This window comes from Bacillus cereus group sp. N14, assembly GCF_016483555.1.
Taxonomy (GTDB): domain Bacteria; phylum Bacillota; class Bacilli; order Bacillales; family Bacillaceae_G; genus Bacillus_A; species Bacillus_A wiedmannii.
The window spans coordinates 23,363-45,785 of record NZ_JAEHBQ010000030.1 but is presented as its reverse complement, the minus strand read 5'-3'; the positions used below and the strand labels follow the sequence as shown (position 1 = coordinate 45,785).

Genomic DNA, 22,423 nt, shown 5'->3' with positions numbered 1-22,423 from the left:
ACACATAATGTGTTGAGGGTTTTTTATTTACAAAACATTTTTATAGGAGGGGATATAAAGGGGCAAACAAATTCAAAAATGTATTTGCTAATACCAATGTGAAATGAATTTCAATTGAAAAAGTGAGTTATAATATACGACCGATTTAAAAGTTTTAAAAAGCCTTGCTACAATCCGTTTTAATACAAAGAAAAACACCCTGATACTGCAGTAATAGGGTGTTTTCGTCATTTATCTACAGTGAATTATGAAGAATATTGTCGTAATTTTTGAACTGGAATTAAGAAGTGATTAAACAAAAATAAATTATATTGACTCGTTCTATATAAAGAACTAAAATGACAGTAATTAGGGAGTTTTGTATATTCGAAAAATAAAAATAATAATCTTGTTTTTGTTTTTTTATGGAATGCTCAACTGAAATCTCATTGGTATTAAATGAGGGGGAGAAGTAATGAATAAGGAAATAAATTTGAAAAATCTATTCACTTTAATGCGGAAAAGGGTGTGGATACTACTATTGTTTACGACTCTCACAACGGTAGGAGGAGTCCTGTATAGTATGTATATGAAAACGCCTTTGTATGCTTCTTCGGCAAGGGTAATTGTTCAAGCTAATGCCGAAACGATGAATACATTGAAAGCAATGGTAAATGAGCCTGTAATATTAGAAAAAGTAGCTGCTGAATTGAATATAAACAGATCAGCAGGTGCATTAAGTGGACAAATAAGTACAGAAAGTGTACAAGGCTCTCAAATTATGAGGATAAATGTAGTGGATATGGATCCTGTGCTTGCACATAAAATTGCAAATACTACAGCGGCTGTTTATAAGCAAGAAGTAGCAAATATACTGAATTTTAATAATGTAAGTATATTACCAGAGGATCCAGTTCAAAAAAATTCTATGCCTATAAATATAAATCACTTTAAGACGATACTAATCGCATTCACGCTAGGTATGGTGCTCAGTATCGGTTTTATTTTTTTATTGGATTCATTGGATGAGAGAATCCAATCAGAACGACGAATTGAACAATTGTTAGATATCCCTGTTTTGGGTGGAATTTCTAAAATGAATAAGAAGAATATGAAAGATAAATTTAGTGGGAAAAATACAGTGCTATTGGGGGAGGGAACGGAGTGGCATACAAAAATAGACGGAAAACAAATAAAGTTAAAGGAGAGAGTATAGTTGCGTATACCGCCCCAAGATCGAAAATTTCGGAGCAGTATCGTTCGCTTCGAACAAACATTCAATTATCTTCGTCTATGCATAAAATCAGGACGATAGTGATTACTTCTCCGAGGTACGGTGAAGGGAAATCAACGATTACAGTAAATTTAGCAGTCTCAATAGCACAAAAAGGTGAAAAAGTATTGGTAATAGATGCGAATTTACGAACACCAACGATTCATGAAATGTTAGAAGTAGAAAATACAATTGGATTAACTGACATATTGAACGGAAAAACAAATTTGGTAGGTGCTGTAAAAAAAACAAGGATGGAGAGTCTGGATGTATTAACTAGCGGTCCAGTACCATTCAATCCGTCAGAAGTACTTAGTTCAGAGGAAATGGATATGTTGATTCAAAAGGCGATGGAACGGTATGACATCATATTATTTGACTCTTCCCCTGTATTAGAAGTAACAGATACGAGCGTATTAGCTGATAAGTGTGAAGGAGTACTTTTGGTGATCCGATATAATCGCACTGTGAACGAAGACGCACTTGAAACGAAAAGGGCACTAAGTTTTACGAAAAGTAGAATGTTGGGTGCGATTTTGAATGGGAAAGTATAAAAGCTATTTTTAAATTAAACTTTCACAAGTGGAATTGTTCGTTATAAAGAAGAAAATAAAATCGTGATGTGGTGATGTCTCCTGACCGCTATCAATGGAGGCACTCGATTATGCTGTGGGTTGTGAAAACAACCTTAGATGCCAGTCGTCAAAAGTGTAATGTGAGGGAGGGTTAGATGCCCATGTTTTATTAAAGTTTCTAACTATGTGTTTTTAATAAAGAGAATATAGTTAGAAACTTTAAGTTTGAAAGAGTTAAGTAAGGAATTGATTAAAGGAGGAAGTTATATGACGTATCGCCGGAGGATATCGTTATTGCTTTTAATGGATTCACTGATAGTATTAACTGCTATTTTTTTTAGTTATTTTTTTGTAAATGCTAGCTTCAGTGTTATCACTTTATCATCAGTTATTAGCTCTATCACTTTATTAGTTAGTCATCATTTGTTTGCTTTTATTTATAAGTTGTATAAAAAGGCATTGGAATATGCAAGTATAGGAGAATTGCTAATTATATGCAAGGTTGTTACATTTTCTATACTTACTACAGCGGTTGTGCAGCAACTAGTCATGGGGAAAATGTATTTTCGATTGTTAGTTGTTACTTGGATGATTCATATTTTATTAATAGGTGGTTCTCGCTTTATTTGGAGAATGTACAGAGATATTTATTATGTAAAAAAAGGAGATAAGAAAAGAACGTTAATTGTTGGTGCGGGATCCGCTGGGACAATGGTTGCAAGACAGTTGTTGAAGAATAGTGCTACGGAATTAATGCCAGTCGCGTTTATTGATGATAATGTCAAAAAACATAATCTTGATATTTGGGGGATTCCGGTAATTGGTGGTACGAACCAAATTGATTACGTTATCAAAAAACTGAATATTGAAATGATAATTTTAGCAATTCCTTCGCTAAACAAGAAAGATAGAAATAATATTTTAAAAGATTGTTTAAAAACAAATGTAAAAACGCAAATTCTTCCAATGTTAGAAGACTTAGTAACAGGTAAAGTTTCAGTGAATGAATTCAGAGATGTTCAAGTAGAAGATTTATTAGGGCGTGATCCTGTAGAGTTAGATGTGGATATCATTTCAGATTATATAACGGATAAAGTCATTTTAGTTACTGGTGCAGGTGGATCAATAGGTTCAGAAATTTGTAGACAAGTTGCGAAATTTAAGCCGAAAAAATTGATTTTATTAGGGCACGGAGAAAACAGTATATATTCAATAGAAATGGAATTAAATGAAAAACATAATGATAAAAAAGGCGTGTTTATTCCAGAAATCGCAGATATCCAAGATGAAAAGAAGATGCATTTAATCATGAATAAACATCTTCCTCATGTTGTATATCATGCTGCTGCACATAAACATGTACCATTAATGGAAAACAATCCTGAAGAGGCAGTTAAAAATAATTTGATTGGGACTATGAATATAGCAGAGGCGGCAAAAACACATGGAGTAGGAACGTTTGTTATGATTTCGTCGGATAAAGCAGTGAACCCAACGAGTGTTATGGGGGCGACAAAGAAATTAGCTGAGATGGTAATACAACATAAAGATAAAATAAGTCATACAAAGTTTGTTACTGTACGATTTGGAAATGTCTTAGGAAGTAGAGGGAGTGTTATCCCGTTATTTAAGAAGCAGATTCAAAAAGGGGGGCCAGTTACAGTTACTCACCCAGATATGGTTCGTTATTTTATGACTATTCCGGAGGCATCTAGACTGGTAGTACAAGCCGGTGCGTTAGCAAAAGGTGGAGAAATTTTTGTACTGGATATGGGAGAACCAGTAAAAATAGTGGATCTTGCTAAAAACCTCATTCGATTATCAGGAAACTCTGTGGATGAAATAGGAATAGAATTTACGGGTATACGCCCTGGAGAGAAATTGTTTGAAGAATTACTAAAAGAAGATGAAATGAATGAAAAGCAAGTCCACCCGAGAATTTATGTAGGGCAAGAAATGAATGTTCGTATAGATGAGATAGAAAAATTGATTTCTGAATATTCGGTATTAAGTGAATTAGAATTAAGAAAGCGATTGTTAAATTTAGTGAATCAGCGTAAAACTTTAAAGCTATTAATACCAGTATCAGGTTAAAGGCAAAAATTTATAATAAGACGGGTGCGTGGGATGGTGTCTAAAAAAGTTCTGTTTTGTGCAACTGTGGATTATCATTTTAAAGCATTTCATTTACCGTATTTGAAATGGTTTGCAGACCAAGGTTGGGAAGTACATGTTGCAGCGAATGGGAATATGCACCTTCCGTACGTAACTCAAAAATATAATATTCCTATTCAAAGATCTCCTCTTAGCATACAAAACCTTCATGCATATAAAAAACTAAAATCAATTATTCACCAAAATAAATATAAAATCATTCATTGTCATACGCCTATGGGAGGTGTAATTGCTCGAATAGCTGCCCGGAAAGCACGGCGGGAAGGGACAAAGGTAATATATACGGCGCATGGATTTCACTTTTGTAAAGGATCGCCGTTTATAAATTGGCTTTTATACTATCCAATCGAAAGAAGTTTAGCTACTACTACAGATTGTCTCATAACAATTAATCAAGAAGATTACAATTTAGCGGTTAAACATCGTTTTCAAGCTAAAGATATTAAACTCGTTCATGGTGTAGGGGTAGATATAGAACGATATGTTCCTGTTACTGAAAGTGAAAAGGAGAAAATAAGACATAAAAATGGTTATAAGTCTAAAGATTTTTTAATGTTTTATGCTGCTGAATTTAATAAGAATAAAAATCAAAGCTTTTTAATCCATGTATTAGCACAATTGAAAAATGAAATGCCACATGTAAAGCTTTTGCTTGCTGGAGAAGGTCCGTTAATGGAAGAGTGCAAAAAAATAGCGACGCAACTAGGTGTGAGTAGTATGGTGCACTTTCTTGGTTATAGAAATGATATAGCCCATTTGCTACTGATGTGTGATCTAGCTGTTGCATCCAGTTACAGGGAAGGTTTGCCAGTTAATATTATGGAAGCCATGGCTTGTGGACTTCCGGTTGTAGCTACAAGTAACCGAGGGCACAGGGAGTTAATTATTAATAATAAAAATGGTTGGACTATAGAACGCGATGACATAAAGACGATGGCTGAAAGAATCAATACTATTTCTAAAAATACTAAATTACAAGCGCAGTTTGGACAGTATGGACGTACTATTATTGCGAATGAATATTCAGTCAATGAAGTATTGAAAGAGAAAAAAGAAATTTATACAAGTTATATGGATGAAATGGAGGATTTAAATTGGGCACTCCATTAAGAGTATTACATGTAGTCGTAAATATGAATAGAGGCGGAGCCGAAACTTTAATTATGAATTTGTATCGTAATATAGACCGCTCAAAAGTACAATTTGATTTTTTAACTTGTAAAGAGGGAGTATTTGATGAAGAGATAGTAAAGTTGGGCGGGGAAGTTCATAGAATTCCATACGTTACAGATGTTGGTCATAGAGGTTATATAAAGGCTCTCAATACCTTCTTTAACTCTCATCCACAATATAAAATCATTCATTCACATATGGATAAAATGAGCGGATTTGTCCTTCGTTCAGCAAAAAAAGCAAGGGTGCCAGTTAGGATTGCGCATAGTCATAGTACAAGCAGTGAGGGTGGGGCTATAGCAAAAATATATAAATGGTATGCAGGAGCATTTATTACGTCGTGTGCTACACATTTTTTAGCGTGTTCAGTAGCTGCAGCGCAATGGTTGTTTGCTAATAGAGAAAGTGCAACAAAAATATTAAAAAATGGAATTGAATGTGATGAATTTACATTTAATCCAGACATTAGAGCGCAGGTAAGAAAAGAACTCAACCTTCATGGGGATGTTTTTGTGATTGGACACGTGGGAAGATTTGCGCATCCAAAAAATCATACTTTTTTAATTGATATTTTTGCTCAATTAATAGAATACAGGCCGAACTCTATTCTTCTATTAGTTGGAGATGGGCCGCTTCGATTAGAAATGAAGAAAAAAGTAGAGAAACTGAATCTAACAGATAAAGTTAAATTTTTAGGAATACGTAGTGATATTAATCGTTTATTACAAGCATTTGATACATTTATATTTCCATCTATTTATGAAGGTTTACCAGTTACTCTTATTGAAGCACAAGGGGCGGGTTTGCCATGTATTATATCGGACACTATTACACAAGATGTGGATTTGGGGTTGAATTTAGTTGAACAGTGTTCATTGTTAGAAATAAGAAATTGGGTAGGTCCATTACAAAATATAGCGAACAAGCAGGTATCGCGAAGTGTGGAACAAAATGTATTAGCTGAAAAAGGATACGATATAAAAAATATTACAAGGTTTATCCAAAAATTTTATGTAGCAGTATCGAGGTGAGCATATTGAAAAGGCTAACGATTTTTACCCCTACATATAATCGAGCATATTGTCTTCAGGGGTGTTATGAAAGTTTGAAGCAGCAAACGTGTAAAGATTTTATATGGTTAATTATAGATGATGGGTCTGATGATTATACAAAGGAGTTAGTGCAATCTTGGATTTCTGAAGATTGCATAAGCATACGGTATTACTGGCAAGTAAATCAAGGGATGCATGGTGCTCATAATGCAGCTTACGAGATGATTGATACAGAACTTAATGTATGTATTGATTCAGATGACTCAATGCCTAGTGACGCCGTAGAGAAAATTATTTCATTTTGGGATGAAAATGGAAGTGACCAAGTAAGTGGAATTATTGCTCTTGATTTATATAAAGATGGGACAGTAATTGGTTCAAAGCTACCATTAAATCTTAACCGTTCTACACTTTTTAATCTTTACAATAAACATGGTGTAACTGGAGATAAGAAATTAGTATATCGAACAGAACTCACTAGGAAGTATCCTTATCCGGTTTTTAAAAATGAAAAGTATGTAGGTTTGGCATATAAATACTATATGTTGGATCAGAAATATGAGATGTTACTCATGAACGAAGCACTTTGTTATGTTGAATATATGCCTGATGGTTCGTCGATGAATATGCTAAGTCAGTATTGTAAAAATCCAAAAGGTTTTGCTTTTTATCGTAAAGAACTGATGAAGCTACCATTTGCAAATAGATTGTTTAAATATAGACAAGCTGTACATTATGTATCAAGTAGCATTATTGCGAAGAATAAAAAATTTATAAAAGAGTCACCATGCAAAGTGCTTACCCTTTGTGCAGTGCCATTTGGGATTATTCTATATAGTTACATTACATTGAAAACAAGAATGAAAGTAAATATATAGAAATTTAATTAGGATTGATAAGAGGGAAGAATAATGACTATACTTTGGATGAATTTCTTTATAGTGTTCGTACTAGCGTTTTTTGCACGGTATTTTGCGATGCCAGTAACTTCAGAAAATGTGATGTTAAAACCGAATCGACTCTTGATTTTAATGGCGACGACCTCTCTTGTACTAGTATCTGGTTTTAGAAATAATATTGGTGATACGTATTTTTATATGCATGCTTTTACAGTTACTGATTTTAATTGGGATTATATTCAAAGTAGTAAGGACGTTGGATTTAGTATTTTACAAATGATTTTAAAAGTATATACGAATGATCCGCAAGTTTTGATTTTGATAACAGCTCTATTAACAAATATATTAATAGTAGCAGTTCTATATAAATATTCAAGAATGATTGAATTAAGTTTATATGTGTATATCGCATCCGGCATGTATTTAGTGTCAATGAATGGAGTAAGACAGTATTTAACTGCAGCGATTATTTTTACTGCTACAAAATATATTTTAGATGGGAATTGGAAGAGATATTTTTTGATTGTCCTATTTGCTTCTACTTTTCATCAAAGCGCCCTTGTATTAATTCCTATTTATTTTGTAGTCCGAAGAAAAGCATGGTCGACAATATCATTTATACTACTCTTTGTTGCGGTACTTATAGTAATAGGGTTTAATCAGTTTGCAGAAATTTTCTTTGCAACTATAGGGGATACACAATATGGTCACTATAAGGATTTTCAAGAAGGAGGAGCTAATATTCTTCGGGTTGCTGTGGATGCAATACCGCTCATTCTAGCTTATATTGGGAGACATAAATTAAGAGAGATTTTTCCGGAAAGTGATTATATCGTAAATATGGCATTGTTAGGTCTAGTTTTTATGATTATTTCAACTCAAAATTGGATTTTTGCAAGATTCTCCATATATTTTGGGCTATATCACTTGATATTGATATCGTGGGTTATAAAGTTATTTATAGAAAAGGATCAAAAGTTAATTTACTATGCAGTAATATTATGTTATTTTGTTTACTTTGTATTTGAACATATTATTACTTTAGGAATAGTTTATAAGAGTAGTTTTTGGGGATAAAATATATATTTGAAAATCGTTCTTAGATGGGAGTAATTTTCAATGTTTAAACAAGAACGACCAAAAAGAGTGTTACATATCGTTAGTGCGATGGACCGAGGTGGCGCTGAGACCTTATTAATGAATGTATATAGGAATATAGATAGAGAAATGGTGCAATTTGATTTTGTTTCCCATAAAAGTGAAGAAAGTGATTATGATAAGGAAATCATTGCGTTAGGTGGGAAAATACACCGAATATCTAGCTTAGGACAGCTAGGCCCTCTTTCATACATTAAAGAGCTTGTTAAGGTAATGTCTGATAATCAATATGTGGCCGCTCATGCACATACTGATTATCAGGGGGGGATTGTGGCTATTGCTGCTAAAATAGCTGGTATAAAAATAAGGATTTGTCATTCACATAGTAATAATTGGCCGATGGGATCGGGGGTAAAAGGGAAAGTTTTATTGAGTTTTTTACGAACAGTTATTACTTATGCAGGAACAAATTATTGTGCGTGCAGTGTAGAATCTGCACGTTTTTTATTTCAAAAAAACATTGATAATTCAAAGGTAAAGATAATGAAAAACGCAATAGATATTAATCAATTTATTAATGTAAATATGCAGGATGATAATAAAATAAGGAATGAATTCAATATACCAGTTGAACAGAAAGTGATTGGTCATATTGGGCGTTTTTCTGAATCTAAAAATCATATATTTATATTGAAAGTTTTCAATGAGGTATTAAAATATGATCCTAATTTTATGCTTGTTTTAGTAGGAGATGGTCCGTTACAGAAGTCTATTGAGCTAGAATCCAAAAGACTAGGTATCTATGAAAAAGTTAGATTTTTAGGAGTAAGAAAAGATATTCCAAGAATTATAAGGATGTTTGATGTTTTTCTTTTTCCGTCACTTTTTGAGGGATTTGGAATTGTTGCATTAGAAGCACAGTGTGCAGGTATTCCGTGTGTAGTGGCAAATACAATAACTAAAAATGTTGATATGGGATTAGGGATAGTATCATTTGTTAGCTTGGATGAAAATCTTAAAATATGGTCTGCAGAAATTCAAAAGGTTTTGGAAAAAGAAAAATTAAATACAGAAATAATAACTGATACAATCTCGAAGCTAGGTTTTGATATAAAGAGTAATATTCAAGAGTGGCTATTATTATATGGATTAGAGTATAGGGAATCATAGTTAAATGTAATTATTTTCATAAGAAGAAAACTAGTAAAATAAATCGGCTGAGGGAGTAAGAAATGAAAAAGAAAAAAATTCTCATTACATCATTTGATATGGCAATTGGTGGGGTAGAAAGAAGTTTAATTGGTTTGTTGAATACAATCGATTATAGCAAATATGATGTAGATTTAATGTTATTTAAACATGAGGGAGAGTTTCTTTTTTTATTACCTAAACTGCCTAATTTGTTAAGGGAAGTAAAACAATATACTACTTTTAGAAAATCAATTAAGCAAATATTGCAAGAAGGGCAAATTAAAATTGGAGTGGCAAGGACTTTTGGGAAAATTTTAGGAGATGTGCATGGGAGATATGTGAAAAGTGCAGAGGTTGGATATTTCGTTATTCAATATGGGTGGAGAATAACTTTACCCTTTATACCGAAACTGGAAGAGGAGTATGATGTAGCAATTAGTTTTTTATGGCCCCATTATTTTGTTGGGGATAAAGTTCGAGCGAAACGAAAGATTGGTTGGATTCATACAGATTATTCAAATATAAATCTGAATGCAAACATGGAGTATAAAATGTGGAGAAAAATGGATAACATCGTAGCAGTTTCAGAAGGATGTCGAGATTCATTTCTTAGTATTTTACCAAATGTAAATAAGAATGTTGAAATTATAGAAAATATATTATCTCCTGAGTTCGTACGTGAGCAAGCAGACAAGGGAGATGTTATGAAAGAATTACAGATGAAACCAGGAAAAATAAAGCTTGTTACTGTAGGACGGTTATCATATGCAAAAGGAATAGACATTGCTATGCATGCCTTAAGAAAGTTGTTAGATGAGGGATATGATATTGAATGGTATGTAGTTGGGTATGGAGTACAAGAAGTTGAACTTAGAAAGTTATTAACTGAACTTAATCTGGAAAAACAATTTTTTTTATTGGGCAAAAAGACAAATCCCTATCCATATATAAAAGCATGTGATATATATGTGCAGCCATCAAGATATGAGGGGAAAGCTGTAACAGTTCGGGAAGCACAAATAATCGGAAAGCCAGTACTTATTACTAATTTTTCAACTGCTAAAAGTCAGGTACAGGATGGAATTGATGGATTAATAACTGAGATGGGGATAAACGGGTTAGTTAATGGGATTAAGAGGCTTATTGAAGATAAAGAATTAAGGGAAGCGCTGGTAGAAAATACTCTTAAAGGTGAGTATGGAAATCGTAATGAAATTAATAAATTATATGCATTATTTTCATAAAGGGAAATTTAGTAAATGATTTTTAATATTTTGAGCTCAATAAAAACACTTTAGGGTAGTGATAGTTATGAAGAAAAAAATTTTATTCGTTATAGATTCGCTACAAAGTGGAGGAGCTGAAAAAAGTTTGGTTTCTTTACTTTCTTTATTTGATTATACGAAATATGAAGTCGATTTGTTAATGTTTTCTGCTAGTGGATTGTATTTACCATTACTACCAAAACAGGTAAACGTTTTAGAAGTACCGAAAATTATTAAAAGACAGGCTGAGAAATTTAATTATTTAATTAAACATAAATACTTTAAAGAGTTATTTCTTAGAGTTGGGGCTTCTATATCTCTTAGAAATCCATACATAAATAAAAAATTACATGCAGCTCAAGTAGTTTGGAGATGGGTGTCTAGAGGGATGGATAGTTTAAAGATGGAATATGATGTTGCCATAGCTTATAGTCAAGGAATGCCAACATATTTTGTGGCAAATAAGGTTTACGCATGCAAAAAAATTGCCTGGGTGAATACTGATTATAGGTTAGCTGCATATAATAAAGATTTTGATTTGAAATATTATGAGGAATTTAATGAAATAGTAGCTGTGTCCGATGTTTGTATGGAAGTATTGATTCAAGAAATTCCTAAAATAAAGTCGAAAATTCAGGTTGTCTATGATATTATATCGCCGACGTTAATTAAATCGATGGCAAATGAGAGTAAAGGATTTAGTGATCAGTTTGAGGGATTACGAATATTAACGATTGGTAGGTTAGTGTATGAAAAAGGATATGAATTGGCCATAGAAGCTTGTTATAAGTTAAAGCAAAAAGGGTATAGATTTAAGTGGTATGTAATTGGAGAAGGAAATCTTCAAAGTGAACTCGAGGATAGGATAAGTAAATATAATTTACACGATACTTTTATATTATTAGGTACATACAAGAATCCCTATCCCTTTATAAAACAAAGTGATATATATGTACAACCCTCTAGGTATGAAGGATATGGCTTGGCAATAGCAGAGGCTAGAATATTTCAAAAGCCTATAGTAGTAACCGATTTTATAACAGTTCATAATCAAATCAAACATAGACAGAATGGTGTAATAGTGAAGATGGATTCGGAAGCAATATATGAAGGGGTGAAAGAAATTATAGAGAACGGTTTGCTAAAAAAACGGTTGTGTGAAAATTTAAAGAAAGAGCAGGTTGGAACTGAAGAGGAAATTGAGAAGATATATGCTTCTTTCAATTAAAGGATTTTATAAAGAGAAAGAATAGGGGGGAACTATGAAAAAGAAAATACTCTTTATGGTTATAAATATGAATATAGGTGGTACAGAGAAGGCCCTATTAAATATGGTAGCAGAAATCCCAAAAGACAAATATGAAGTGACAATTTTAATGTTAGAGAAAAAAGGAGATTTTTTAAATTTTATTCCAAAGGAGGTTCGTATTGAATATGTAAAGGATTATGAAGAAATGCAATATATATTAAATAGACCATCACGATTAGTTATAGCGGATCTTATAAAACAACGAAAAATTACAAAAGCGTTGCAACTGGCAGTGTTGTACGTAATCTCTAAGATTATGAAAGAACGGAGCGTTATTTTAAAATATTGTTTACAAAATTATGAAGATGTTTATAGAAATTATGATATTGCTATAGCTTATGCTGGACCCATGGATTTTATTAGTTACTTTGTGGCAAATAAAATCGAGGCTAGACGAAAGGTTCAATGGGTCCATTTCGATATTGAAAAAATATATTTTAATAAGTATTTTGTTAACAAAGTATATAAAAAGTTTCAACATGTTTTTGTAGTTTCAGATTTAGGAAAGATGAAACTTACTCAAACTGTCCCAGAATTGATAAATAAGACAGAAACTTTTTTTAATATTATTTCACCTGAAATGATATGTAAGATGGCAAATGAAGGAATTGGGTTTGTAGATGATTTTGAGGGAGTAAGAATCCTTACTGTTGGTAGATTGAGTATAGAGAAGGGACAGGATTTAACAATATCTGTGTTAGCTAAGCTGAAAGAAGCTGGCTACAATGTTAAATGGTATTGTATAGGAGATGGAAAGGAAAGAGGAATGTATGAAAAGCTTGTGAAAAATTACGATGTTCAAGGTGATTATATATTTTTAGGAGCAGTTTCGAATCCCTATCCATTTATGAAACAATGTGATATATATGTACAACCGTCTCGACATGAGGGATACTGTATAACACTTGCAGAAGCCAGATGTTTTAATAATCCAATTATTAGTACAAATTTTACAGGGGCAAGTGAACAGATAATCGATAACCACAATGGATTAATCGTTCAATTTGACGAGCAGCAAATGTATGATTCTATTGTACAAATATTAAGTGATAAATCGCTAGAAGGACGGTTGAGAAAAAATATAGAAAAGGAAGTGGTAGATACGAGAGAAGAGTTAAAAAAGTTATATAAAATAGCAAATTCTAATGTGTAACTTGTTTTAGAAGGTATTATTATCGTATTACAGAAATATGGACGGTTCATTATTATAAATTATGTTTGTTGTGAAAACATCTTTGAGAGGGTGTTTTTTTATTTTGTTATAAAACTTTTAGGTGGTAGAAGGAGACAGGTATGAAGAGAGTGCTATTTATGGTAAGTAGTATGAATATAGGTGGTGTAGAAAAATCACTTCTTTCTTTGTTATCTGTGATACCAAAAGAAAAGTATGATGTCACAGTATTGATGTTGGAGAAGCGAGGGGGATTTTTAAAACAATTACCAAGCTGGGTAAAGATAGAAGAAGTTACTTGGTTTGAAAATATAAAACCTAAAATTATGCAACCACCAAAGAAAACGATTAATGAGTATTTCGAAAATACAAGATATATTAAGGGTTTAAACTTTTTACTCACTTATGTGGTATCAAAAAAATTAAAGGATAGATATATTTTCTATAAAGAGATTTTTAAAGACATTCCACACAATAAGAATAAATATGATATTGCAATAGCATATCAAGGACCTACTGACATAATTGATTATTATATAGTTAATAGAGTAGCTTCAGAAAAGAAAATTTCTTGGATACATTTCGATGTTTTTCAACATCAAATTAATACAAAATTATATGAGAAATTATATGATCAGTTGGATAATATATATGTAGTTTCTAAAGAAGCACAAAAACATTTAATAGAGAAATTTCCTAAAGTAGAAAGTAAGACAAGTGTCTTTTTAAATATTGTACTTCCAGATTTAATAAATGAAATGGCGAAAGAAAAAGTAGAGTTTGATAATGGATATAAAGGTATAAAGATAGTAACAGTAGGTAGACTTTCAAAAGAAAAAGGTCAAGACCTTGCAATTAAAGTTTTATCAATGCTACGTAAGGAGGGATACGAAGTACGATGGTACTGTATCGGAGAAGGGGAGGATAGAGAGTATTATGAGACATTAATATGTAAGTATAATTTGAAACAGGATTTTCTATTATTAGGATCAGCAATAAATCCGTATCCATATGTAAATCAATCAGATATATATGTTCAAACCTCTAGGCATGAAGGGTATTGCCTCACGTTAGCTGAGGCGAAATGCTTAAAAAGACCTATTGTAACGACTAATTTTACAGGAGCATATGAGCAAATAAAAGATGGATATAATGGTTTTGTTGCTGAATGTAATGAGGAAAGTCTATATAACAAGATAAAATATCTTTTAGATCAACAAAGAGTGCGTGAAGAGGTCAAGACTAATTTGTTAGAAGAGGAATTTAACAACTTAGAAAAGGTAAATAGTTTTCTAAGTTAATTGCAAATGAAAGGGTGCAATTATGAATCCTAAAATTAGTATTATTGTTCCAGTCTATAAAGTTGAGCAGTATATTCATAAATGTATTGATTCTATATTAAAGCAAACGTTCAAAGAGTTTGAGCTGATACTTATTGATGATGGATCTCCTGATAGTTGTGGTGAGATTTGTGATGGGTATGCGACTCAAGATAGCCGAATTAAAGTAATCCATAAGGAAAATGGTGGATTATCTTCTGCAAGAAATGCTGGATTAGAAATAGCACAGGGAGATTATATAGGATTTGTTGATAGTGATGATTGGATAGAAGTGGATATGTATGAATTGTTATATAGTATGTGTGTAGAACAGGAGTGTGATATAGCTATTTGTAGTAGTGAAATTCATTACAATGATAAAACGGTAATTTCAAGCAGCCAACCGTTCGTTATTCATGATAGATATAGCGCGATGAGAGCGATGCTAGAAGGGGATTTGTATGATGAAGTTGTTTGGACTAAACTTTTCAAAAGACAGTTATTAGAGGGTATTAAATTTCCAGTAGGTATGTCATATGAAGATACAGCATTTACATATAAAGTTATTCATAAGTGTAACAAAGTATGTTTCATAGGAGAACCTAAATATCATTATATAAAGCGTGATAATAGTATGATGGATCAGGCTGTAAAAGAGATTAAAATTGACTCAGTCTTAATTTATGATGAAATGTGTAAATTTATGGAGCGATATTATAAGGAGTTATATAACTTAGTTATATTAAAACTAGGAAATTGTTCGATGGTAGTATTAAATTTAATATCATTAAGTGGAAGACTTAATGAGCATAAGAGTAAATATTATAAGGTTATTGGTATATTGAATCGTTATTTTTATAAAACAATGCGTTTAAAAGAGTATGGGAAAAGTGTAAAGTTTTTATTATTGGCGACCAAGTTACATCCATTATTGTATAAATTTTTAATTAATAATTTTGCAAAAAGGGGATGAGGATCGTCCAGAATAATATAATCTGAATATTCATCTCTCGATAGTTTAGTTTAACTTATGAAGGGGATTAATCATGCGAACGATGCATTCAATCAAGAATATATCAATAAGTATATTTTCTCAAATGGTTATTGTTATTCTGGGATTTATATCTAGGAAGGTTTTTTTGGATAGTTTAGGAATAGAGTATTTAGGGATAGATGGCTTGTTAATTAATGTTTTATCTATGTTAGTGTTAATTGAAGCTGGTATAGGAGCGAGTATAGTATACAATTTGTATAAACCATTAGCAGAAAATAATCAGTATAAAATTATAGCTCTTGTTCAATTATATAAAAAAATTTATCAGATTTTAGCAATCATTATTTTAGTAATAAGTGCTATGATATATCCCTTTTTAAGTTATTTAATGGAAGACGGGGCGTCTATATCGAATATTGCGATAATCTATTCGATATTCGTGGTGAAAAATGTAGTTACCTATTTAAATGCTCATAAGAGGTCTTTAATACAAGCTGATCAAAGAGGATACATATTGGCTAGGGTGGATCTCTTATTCCAAGTGGTAACTACAATATTTAAAATATTTATACTAATGTACACAAAAAATTATATATTGTATTTAATTATAGAGTTGAGTATATATGTAATTCAAAATGTCGTAAACGGTAGGAGTGTGAATAAGAACTATCCTTATATAAAGACAAAAAAGAAGTATTCTATAGATAATGATACGAAAGAAAAATTAATTATAAATGTAAAGGCGATGTTTTTGCATAATATTGGAGGATATATTGTATTTGGAACGGATAATATACTGATTTCATCTTTTGTAGGTCTTGCTATGGTTGGGATATATTCGAACTATACAATGATAATAAATCAATTAGCAGCTGTAGTAAATCCTATATTAAATGGAATTGAAGCAAGTGTAGGAAATCTAATTGCAACTGAGAATAATGACAAAAATTATGCAATATTTAAAGTGACTTATTTAGTGAATTTTTGGATCTTTTCTTTTTGTACCATATTTTTATTTAATCTGTTAGAGCCATTTATAGGGTGGTGGCTTGATAAGAAGTATTTATTAAATAACATAGTTTTTGTAGTGATACTCATTAACTTTTATTTAACAGGGATGCGAACCGCGATAGCTATTTTTAAAAATAAAGCGGGATTATTTGTACAAGATAAGTATATTCCATTAGTTGAAGCGATAATCAATTTAAGTTTATCTATTCTATTAGCTAACATGTTTGGGTTGGTAGGTATATTCATAGGAACGGCGATTAGTACAATTGCTACTGTACTTTGGATTCAGCCTTATATTGTATATAAAAATCTTTTTAAGAAATCAGTTTGGAAGTATTTTATAACATATGTATTTTATATGTTTTTAACTATCGTAACAGGTTTCATTACTACAAGTATATGTAATTATTTTATAGAAGGTAGTACCTTTATTTCGTTAGTCGAAAAAGGTTTGATTTGCTTATTAGTACCAAATGTAATATACGTTTTAATTTTTTATAAAAGCACAGAATTTCAATATATAAGGAATATCTTTAGTATGATGTTTTTACAAATTAAAAAGAAACGAAACGTTATTTAGGTATAAAAAGTATGGACATTATATTGGTTTGAATTATTAAGGAAGTATATTGTTGTTGAAGCCTGTTAGTATGAAATGAAACTTGATTTTAATTAGAAAACGTGAATCATTAGCCCTAACATATTATTTATATAATGCATAGTATTCTATTAAAGGGATACGTATGTAAGCATAATATAAAATATTTGTCCCCATGCACTGATAGGAGTTTGAATTTTCTGTCAAAATTCAACTTCTATCTTAGTTGGAGGTTATATATAAATCATGGCAAAATTTCAAGTGACATGTGTTTTGAAAGGGAATCTGCCTGTGTTAAGCGAGGGAGAATTTTGTTTTTGTATAGATACTTGTGAGTTATTTATTGGGACGAAAAAAGGGAATGTAAAAGTATCAACGGAGAATAAATTTGAGAGGTTAGTAAGTAAACTTAAAAGCAATACATTTGGAAGTTCTAAGTCTAGAAAATCACTGATTGGAGAAACAGAATCTGCTAATGTGGTTTCGGGCACGTATTTTTTTGAGTTAGAGAGATGGAATGTTAAAAATGATGGAACGGACGCGGATAATACTTCTAAAGGGATTAATAATGCATTATCATGGGCATCTCAACAAGGATTTATAGAAGTTGTTTTACCCATGGGGACATATTTAATTGATGAAAATACACCAATTGAGCCACAAAGCTTTATGACTTTAAATTTAGGTGGATCAACTTTAAAAATAAGAAGTAATGGATTAGTTAAATATGCAATCGTACGATATCAAAGAAATCAAAAATTTTCTCGGGTTACCAATGGAAGGGTTGAAGGAGATAAAGATACACACGATTATACAACGATTCCTCATACTCATGAATGGGGATATGGGATTGAAGTAGGAAATACCACTCCTGCTGAGGGGAGTAATTTGAATTATATTTCAATAGATAATATAGAAATTTTAAATTGTACTGGCGATGGGATAGCAATGGAAAGTACATGGGGACAAATTGGAGAATATGATTTTGCCGGTACATTTGAAGTGGGGGGGATTAGTGATGTCAATGGTTCCCTAATAGTAGATGATAATAAAATTAGATCCAATTTAAAAATAGATTTACATCATAGTAGCATTATAAAATGGGGATATTTTGGTTTGTATGGAGATGGCTATGGTGGAATTGGTTCAGAAATATATACAGAATTATATGATGTGTTATTTTATAAAGCTGATAATACTTTTGTAACGGCTGCGAATAGAGTAAAGTTTTTTGAAGAAGTGAGTGTTCCAAAAGAAGCAGATTATGCAAAAATAGTTCTTCATCAAGGTACAATACCTACAGAAAACGGTTGTAAAATAACTGTTAGAATTCCGGAATTTCCCCGAAATGTATTTATTGAAAAATGTAAAATACATGATTGTAGAAGGCTTGGGGTAAGTGTATCTGGAGCGAAACAAATTTATATTAGAGATTGTGAAATTTACAAAATGAAAGGTACAGCACCTCAGGGAGCAATAGATATTGAAGATGGATATCGATTAAATCAATATATAAACATTGAGCGTAATAACATATATGATAATCAGGGATATAACGTTGTTGTAGTCGGTGGTAGATATATTAATATCATTCAAAATAAATTAGCTAATAATTCATTAGTAGTAGGTGAAAATGTAGAGAAAGTGATTATAAACAATAATCACTTAAGGGAAGTAAGTTGTGTTTTAAGCGGAGAAGTAACTTTTACGAATAATCAAATGTATGCTACTCGAGTCACGATAGATCAAGGAGATAAGGAAGCGCTTATTGGTAACTGTATTTTCCATAATAGCGCATTGTTAATGGGAAGAGATAAAGCATATTGTATTCAAGTCAACCAATGTGAATTTTTTAGTGATCGAGATTTATTTCATTCTTTTTCACAGTTAGGTTCAATAATTGGTTTTTCAGCAGAACCGCAAACTATATCAAATTGTGTTATTAAAGGAGGGGCTGTAGAGGGTACAAGTTTGACAGGCGTATCACCTGGTATGAAAAATGGATGGAGATTAAATAATATTTCTTTTATAGATACGAAACACCCGCAAGGAATCATTACGAATTTACCGCCAGGAGTATATACGGGATGTAAATTTGAGAACAGCGGTACAATATCATTTGTTACAAAAACTCCTCAAGCAGAATATGAATTTAATGGATGTTCATTTAGTTGGGATGCCTATAATCTTTTTACTGTTGAGTCTTCTCAAAGGATATCGATGCTAAAAGTGAAAAATAGTAATTTTAGAGGGGGAAGATGGGGCTCAGCATTTTTTTTATGGGACATTGGGGGAAGAATAGAATTTAGTAATAATGCATTTGAATACCTTAATTCGGAATCGACAGACAGTATAATGAATTTTTGGAATGAAACATTTACGAGTGAGTTTATGTTAATAGAAAATAATATATTTAGGTCAAATAAAAGTATGATAGGCGTGAATGCAAATCAGATTTCATCCTCAATCACTTTGATTTTTAAAGATAATATTGTGGAGACAGTAGTTATAAAGTTAAGGGATGAACATATAAAAAAGGATAATTATATTAATGGCGTCTTTGATCCGTACATGTAAAGTTATAGGAACTAATGGAGTAACAGGTCCTTTGTAAATAAGTAGTGATACCGTATGGGAATATTCACATAGGCTAGCTATGTTTAAACTATTTGATGAGATAGAATTAATGAAAGATGACGTAATGAAACAAAACAAGGGGTAACTAACTATAGTTGCCCCTTGTTTTGTTTCATTGCATATAAAGTTCTAAATGGTCCTTCGTGTTAGGAGTATTAAACGTAAATAAGTAAGGAGGATAGTACATGAAAAGAATTTTTGATGTATGTATTTCTTTATTGTTATTATTTGTATGTTTGCTTCCTATTCTTGTTGTAGCAATTTTAGTTAGGATGAAATTAGGATCACCTGTACTGTTTAAACAACAGCGTCCAGGACTGCATGGAAAATCGTTTAATGTTTATAAGTTTAGAACTATGCTAGATAAGAAGGATAGCGATGGGGAATTACTTCCAGATCAAAATAGATTGACTACTTTTGGAGAAATTCTTAGAAAATATAGTTTAGATGAGTTACCCCAACTTATGAATGTTGTAAGGGGTGATTTAAGTTTAGTAGGTCCACGACCATTATTGATGGAATACTTACCCCTATATTCTAGTAAACAGGCTAAAAGGCATAATGTAAAACCGGGAATTACGGGATGGGCACAAATAAATGGTAGGAATTTGATTACCTGGGAAGAAAAATTTGAATTGGATGTATGGTATGTGGAGAATCGCTCTTTTTTATTAGACTTGAAAATAATTGTACTTACAATATTAAAAGTATTTAAAACAGAGGGAATAAACCATGTAGGGCATGTGACAATGGAGCGATTTACTGGAGGGAAAATAGAAATAAAGGGGGAGGGAAAATGAAAATTTTAATAATAGGATGTGGTGGGCATAGCAAGGTTGTGAGGGATATAATCTTATCAAATGAAGGATATGAAATAGTCGGTTATTTAGATGATTTGTATACAGGTATAAATATTGTAGATAATCTTTATTTTGGAACAATTGCAGATGCAAGGGAAATTATCAATAATTTTAATGATGTAAAGCTCGTTATTGCTATAGGAAATAATAAAATAAGAAGGGAAATTGCAGAAATATTAAATCAACAAAGTAGCATATATGCTACTTTAATTCATAAAACAGCCATTATAAGTTCAAATGCTTATATAGGAAACGGAACGGTAATTATGCCAAATGTGGTTGTTAATGCGGATACTTTCATCGGTAACCATACTATAATAAATACGGGCTCAATAATAGAACATGATAATATAATTGATGATTTTGTTCATATTTCACCACATGCTACACTTACAGGTTCTGTCACTATAGCAGAGGGGGCACATATAGGAGCATCAGCTACTATAATTCCAGGTGTTCAAATTGGTAAGTGGTCGATTGTTGGAGCTGGTTCTGTTGTCATAAATGATTTTCCATCTAATTGTACTGCTGCTGGTATTCCAGCCAAAGTTATTAATGTAGTAAATTGAGAGGAGATGAAGAATGATGATAAAAAATAAGGAGAAAATCTATCTTTCCTCTCCACACATGAGCGGAAATGAACAAAAATATATAAAAGATGCCTTTGACTCAAATTGGATTGCACCTCTTGGTCCAAATGTAGATGAATTTGAAAGAGAGCTTGCTTCTTTTGTAGGAGTTAAAGGTGGGGCTGCGGTTAGTTCAGGTACTGCTGCCATTCATCTAGCTTTGCGATTATTAGACGTTCAAAAGGGAGATACAGTATTTTGTTCAAGTTTCACTTTTGTAGCGAGTGCGAATCCGATTGTTTATTTGGGAGCTGAACCGGTATTTATTGACTCAGAACCAGAAACATGGAATATGTCACCGCAAGCTCTAGCACTTGCGTTGCATACTGCTGATAAAGCAGGAGAATTACCTAAGGCTGTCATTCTTGTTCATTTATATGGTCAGAGTGCAAAATTAGATGAAATTCTTTCGCTTTGTAATCACTATGATGTCCCTATAATTGAGGATGCAGCAGAATCTCTAGGCTCTACATATAAAGGAAAGGCAAGTGGTACATTCGGGAGGTTTGGGATTTATTCATTTAACGGAAATAAAATTATTACAACTTCGGGCGGTGGAATGCTAGTTTCTGATGATGTGGAAGCGTTAGAACAGGCGAGATTTTTAGCGACTCAAGCAAGAGATTTAGCATCTCATTATCAGCATAGTCAAGTAGGTTACAATTATAGAATGAGTAATATATTAGCTGGTATTGGGAGAGGGCAATTAGAAGTGTTAGAAGATAGAGTGAGCTCTAGAAGGCGTATATTTAAGCAATATTATGAAGAGTTATCTCATATACCGGGATTTTGTTTTATGCCAGAATTAGAAAATACTCGTTCGAACCGTTGGCTTACAACTATGATGATGGATGAAAAGGAATCTGGCATCTCTATTGAAAAAATAGTAACAACTTTAGCTGAAGAGAATATTGAAGCGCGTCCTACTTGGAAGCCACTACATATGCAGCCGCTCTTTAAAGAATATAAGTATTATTCTCATCAGAAAGATAATGATGTATCTAAAAAATTATTTGAAAATGGGATTTGTCTTCCTTCTGGATCCAATATGACAGATGAGGATCAACGTAGAGTTATTCAATCTATAGTAAATATTATATAGCAAGCAAAAATTTACAGAAAAACAAGTGAATCGAAGTTCATTATTAAGAATATAACTCCTTGAATATGGATTATATTAACATTGGTTATTGACGAGAAGGGGACGTAATGATA

General features: G+C 32.0%; 18 protein-coding genes. All 18 read left to right on the top strand.

Going from position 1 to position 22,423, the window contains the following annotated elements:
• Window positions 1–454: 454 nt before the first annotated feature.
• The 18 genes from JDS82_RS26555 to JDS82_RS26470 all read left to right on the top strand — a co-directional run bounded on the left by JDS82_RS26555 (window position 455) and on the right by JDS82_RS26470 (window position 22,310).
• Window positions 455–1,195, top strand: coding sequence for a YveK family protein (locus tag JDS82_RS26555; protein WP_001031068.1), 741 nt, complete (start codon window positions 455–457; stop codon window positions 1,193–1,195).
• Window positions 1,144–1,806: a CpsD/CapB family tyrosine-protein kinase gene (locus JDS82_RS26550; protein WP_000323607.1), complete on the top strand. Its 663-nt coding sequence runs from the start codon at window positions 1,144–1,146 to the stop codon at window positions 1,804–1,806. The genes JDS82_RS26555 and JDS82_RS26550 overlap by 52 nt, the downstream gene beginning before the upstream one ends.
• Before the next feature lie 288 nt (window positions 1,807–2,094).
• Complete coding sequence (locus JDS82_RS26545) at window positions 2,095–3,921, top strand: polysaccharide biosynthesis protein (protein ID WP_000222380.1); 1,827 nt, start codon at window positions 2,095–2,097, stop codon at window positions 3,919–3,921.
• A gap of 33 nt (window positions 3,922–3,954) precedes the next feature.
• The gene (locus JDS82_RS26540) at window positions 3,955–5,112 is read left to right on the top strand and encodes a glycosyltransferase family 4 protein (RefSeq protein WP_046957678.1); all 1,158 of its coding nucleotides are present in this window, start codon (window positions 3,955–3,957) and stop codon (window positions 5,110–5,112) included.
• A complete protein-coding gene (locus tag JDS82_RS26535; protein WP_061672878.1) occupies window positions 5,097–6,206 on the top strand; it encodes a glycosyltransferase family 1 protein in 1,110 nt (369 codons plus the stop codon). Before JDS82_RS26540 ends, JDS82_RS26535 begins: the two co-directional genes overlap by 16 nt.
• A gap of 5 nt (window positions 6,207–6,211) precedes the next feature.
• Window positions 6,212–7,105, top strand: coding sequence for a glycosyltransferase family 2 protein (locus tag JDS82_RS26530; RefSeq protein ID WP_061672877.1), 894 nt, complete (start codon window positions 6,212–6,214; stop codon window positions 7,103–7,105).
• 33 nt (window positions 7,106–7,138) lie between these two features.
• Window positions 7,139–8,203: an EpsG family protein gene (locus tag JDS82_RS26525; RefSeq protein WP_000154271.1), complete on the top strand. Its 1,065-nt coding sequence runs from the start codon at window positions 7,139–7,141 to the stop codon at window positions 8,201–8,203.
• A gap of 42 nt (window positions 8,204–8,245) precedes the next feature.
• A complete protein-coding gene (locus JDS82_RS26520) occupies window positions 8,246–9,394 on the top strand; it encodes a glycosyltransferase family 1 protein (RefSeq protein WP_000476157.1) in 1,149 nt (382 codons plus the stop codon).
• Between the two features lie 62 nt (window positions 9,395–9,456).
• Window positions 9,457–10,659 (top strand): glycosyltransferase, encoded by a 1,203-nt coding sequence (locus JDS82_RS26515; RefSeq protein WP_199714186.1) that lies wholly within the window; start codon window positions 9,457–9,459, stop codon window positions 10,657–10,659.
• Window positions 10,660–10,726: 67 nt separating this feature from the next.
• Window positions 10,727–11,908 carry a glycosyltransferase gene (locus tag JDS82_RS26510; RefSeq protein WP_199714185.1) on the top strand — a complete coding sequence of 394 codons (1,182 nt, stop codon included), beginning with the start codon at window positions 10,727–10,729 and terminating at the stop codon, window positions 11,906–11,908.
• Between the two features lie 34 nt (window positions 11,909–11,942).
• Entirely contained in the window at window positions 11,943–13,142 is a 1,200-nt protein-coding gene (locus JDS82_RS26505; RefSeq protein ID WP_000727032.1) for a glycosyltransferase, read from the top strand.
• Window positions 13,143–13,282: 140 nt separating this feature from the next.
• Window positions 13,283–14,461 carry a glycosyltransferase gene (locus tag JDS82_RS26500; protein ID WP_000832351.1) on the top strand — a complete coding sequence of 393 codons (1,179 nt, stop codon included), beginning with the start codon at window positions 13,283–13,285 and terminating at the stop codon, window positions 14,459–14,461.
• Window positions 14,462–14,483: 22 nt separating this feature from the next.
• A complete protein-coding gene (locus JDS82_RS26495; RefSeq protein WP_001068408.1) occupies window positions 14,484–15,452 on the top strand; it encodes a glycosyltransferase family 2 protein in 969 nt (322 codons plus the stop codon).
• A gap of 73 nt (window positions 15,453–15,525) precedes the next feature.
• The gene (locus tag JDS82_RS26490) at window positions 15,526–17,064 is read left to right on the top strand and encodes a lipopolysaccharide biosynthesis protein (RefSeq protein ID WP_061672873.1); all 1,539 of its coding nucleotides are present in this window, start codon (window positions 15,526–15,528) and stop codon (window positions 17,062–17,064) included.
• A 264-nt stretch (window positions 17,065–17,328) separates the two neighbouring features.
• The gene (locus JDS82_RS26485) at window positions 17,329–19,659 is read left to right on the top strand and encodes a right-handed parallel beta-helix repeat-containing protein (protein WP_199714184.1); all 2,331 of its coding nucleotides are present in this window, start codon (window positions 17,329–17,331) and stop codon (window positions 19,657–19,659) included.
• 245 nt (window positions 19,660–19,904) lie between these two features.
• A complete protein-coding gene (locus JDS82_RS26480; protein WP_048565863.1) occupies window positions 19,905–20,519 on the top strand; it encodes a sugar transferase in 615 nt (204 codons plus the stop codon).
• Window positions 20,516–21,148, top strand: coding sequence for an acetyltransferase (locus JDS82_RS26475; RefSeq protein WP_048565864.1), 633 nt, complete (start codon window positions 20,516–20,518; stop codon window positions 21,146–21,148). Before JDS82_RS26480 ends, JDS82_RS26475 begins: the two co-directional genes overlap by 4 nt.
• A gap of 16 nt (window positions 21,149–21,164) precedes the next feature.
• Window positions 21,165–22,310, top strand: a complete 1,146-nt coding sequence (locus JDS82_RS26470) for a DegT/DnrJ/EryC1/StrS family aminotransferase (RefSeq protein WP_002107861.1) — start codon at window positions 21,165–21,167, stop codon at window positions 22,308–22,310.
• Window positions 22,311–22,423: the final 113 nt, after the last annotated feature.

What these genes read in the sequence shown, in the direction of transcription:
- JDS82_RS26555 (WP_001031068.1), top strand. Translation starts at nt 455, where the DNA reads ATGAATAAGGAAATAAATTTGAAAAATCTATTCACTTTAATGCGGAAA.
- JDS82_RS26545 (WP_000222380.1), top strand. Translation starts at nt 2,095, where the DNA reads ATGACGTATCGCCGGAGGATATCGTTATTGCTTTTAATGGATTCACTG.
- JDS82_RS26540 (WP_046957678.1), top strand. Translation starts at nt 3,955, where the DNA reads ATGGTGTCTAAAAAAGTTCTGTTTTGTGCAACTGTGGATTATCATTTT.
- JDS82_RS26525 (WP_000154271.1), top strand. Translation starts at nt 7,139, where the DNA reads ATGACTATACTTTGGATGAATTTCTTTATAGTGTTCGTACTAGCGTTT.
- JDS82_RS26520 (WP_000476157.1), top strand. Translation starts at nt 8,246, where the DNA reads ATGTTTAAACAAGAACGACCAAAAAGAGTGTTACATATCGTTAGTGCG.
- JDS82_RS26515 (WP_199714186.1), top strand. Translation starts at nt 9,457, where the DNA reads ATGAAAAAGAAAAAAATTCTCATTACATCATTTGATATGGCAATTGGT.
- JDS82_RS26510 (WP_199714185.1), top strand. Translation starts at nt 10,727, where the DNA reads ATGAAGAAAAAAATTTTATTCGTTATAGATTCGCTACAAAGTGGAGGA.
- JDS82_RS26505 (WP_000727032.1), top strand. Translation starts at nt 11,943, where the DNA reads ATGAAAAAGAAAATACTCTTTATGGTTATAAATATGAATATAGGTGGT.
- JDS82_RS26500 (WP_000832351.1), top strand. Translation starts at nt 13,283, where the DNA reads ATGAAGAGAGTGCTATTTATGGTAAGTAGTATGAATATAGGTGGTGTA.
- JDS82_RS26495 (WP_001068408.1), top strand. Translation starts at nt 14,484, where the DNA reads ATGAATCCTAAAATTAGTATTATTGTTCCAGTCTATAAAGTTGAGCAG.
- JDS82_RS26490 (WP_061672873.1), top strand. Translation starts at nt 15,526, where the DNA reads ATGCGAACGATGCATTCAATCAAGAATATATCAATAAGTATATTTTCT.
- JDS82_RS26485 (WP_199714184.1), top strand. Translation starts at nt 17,329, where the DNA reads ATGGCAAAATTTCAAGTGACATGTGTTTTGAAAGGGAATCTGCCTGTG.
- JDS82_RS26480 (WP_048565863.1), top strand. Translation starts at nt 19,905, where the DNA reads ATGAAAAGAATTTTTGATGTATGTATTTCTTTATTGTTATTATTTGTA.
- JDS82_RS26475 (WP_048565864.1), top strand. Translation starts at nt 20,516, where the DNA reads ATGAAAATTTTAATAATAGGATGTGGTGGGCATAGCAAGGTTGTGAGG.
- JDS82_RS26470 (WP_002107861.1), top strand. Translation starts at nt 21,165, where the DNA reads ATGATAAAAAATAAGGAGAAAATCTATCTTTCCTCTCCACACATGAGC.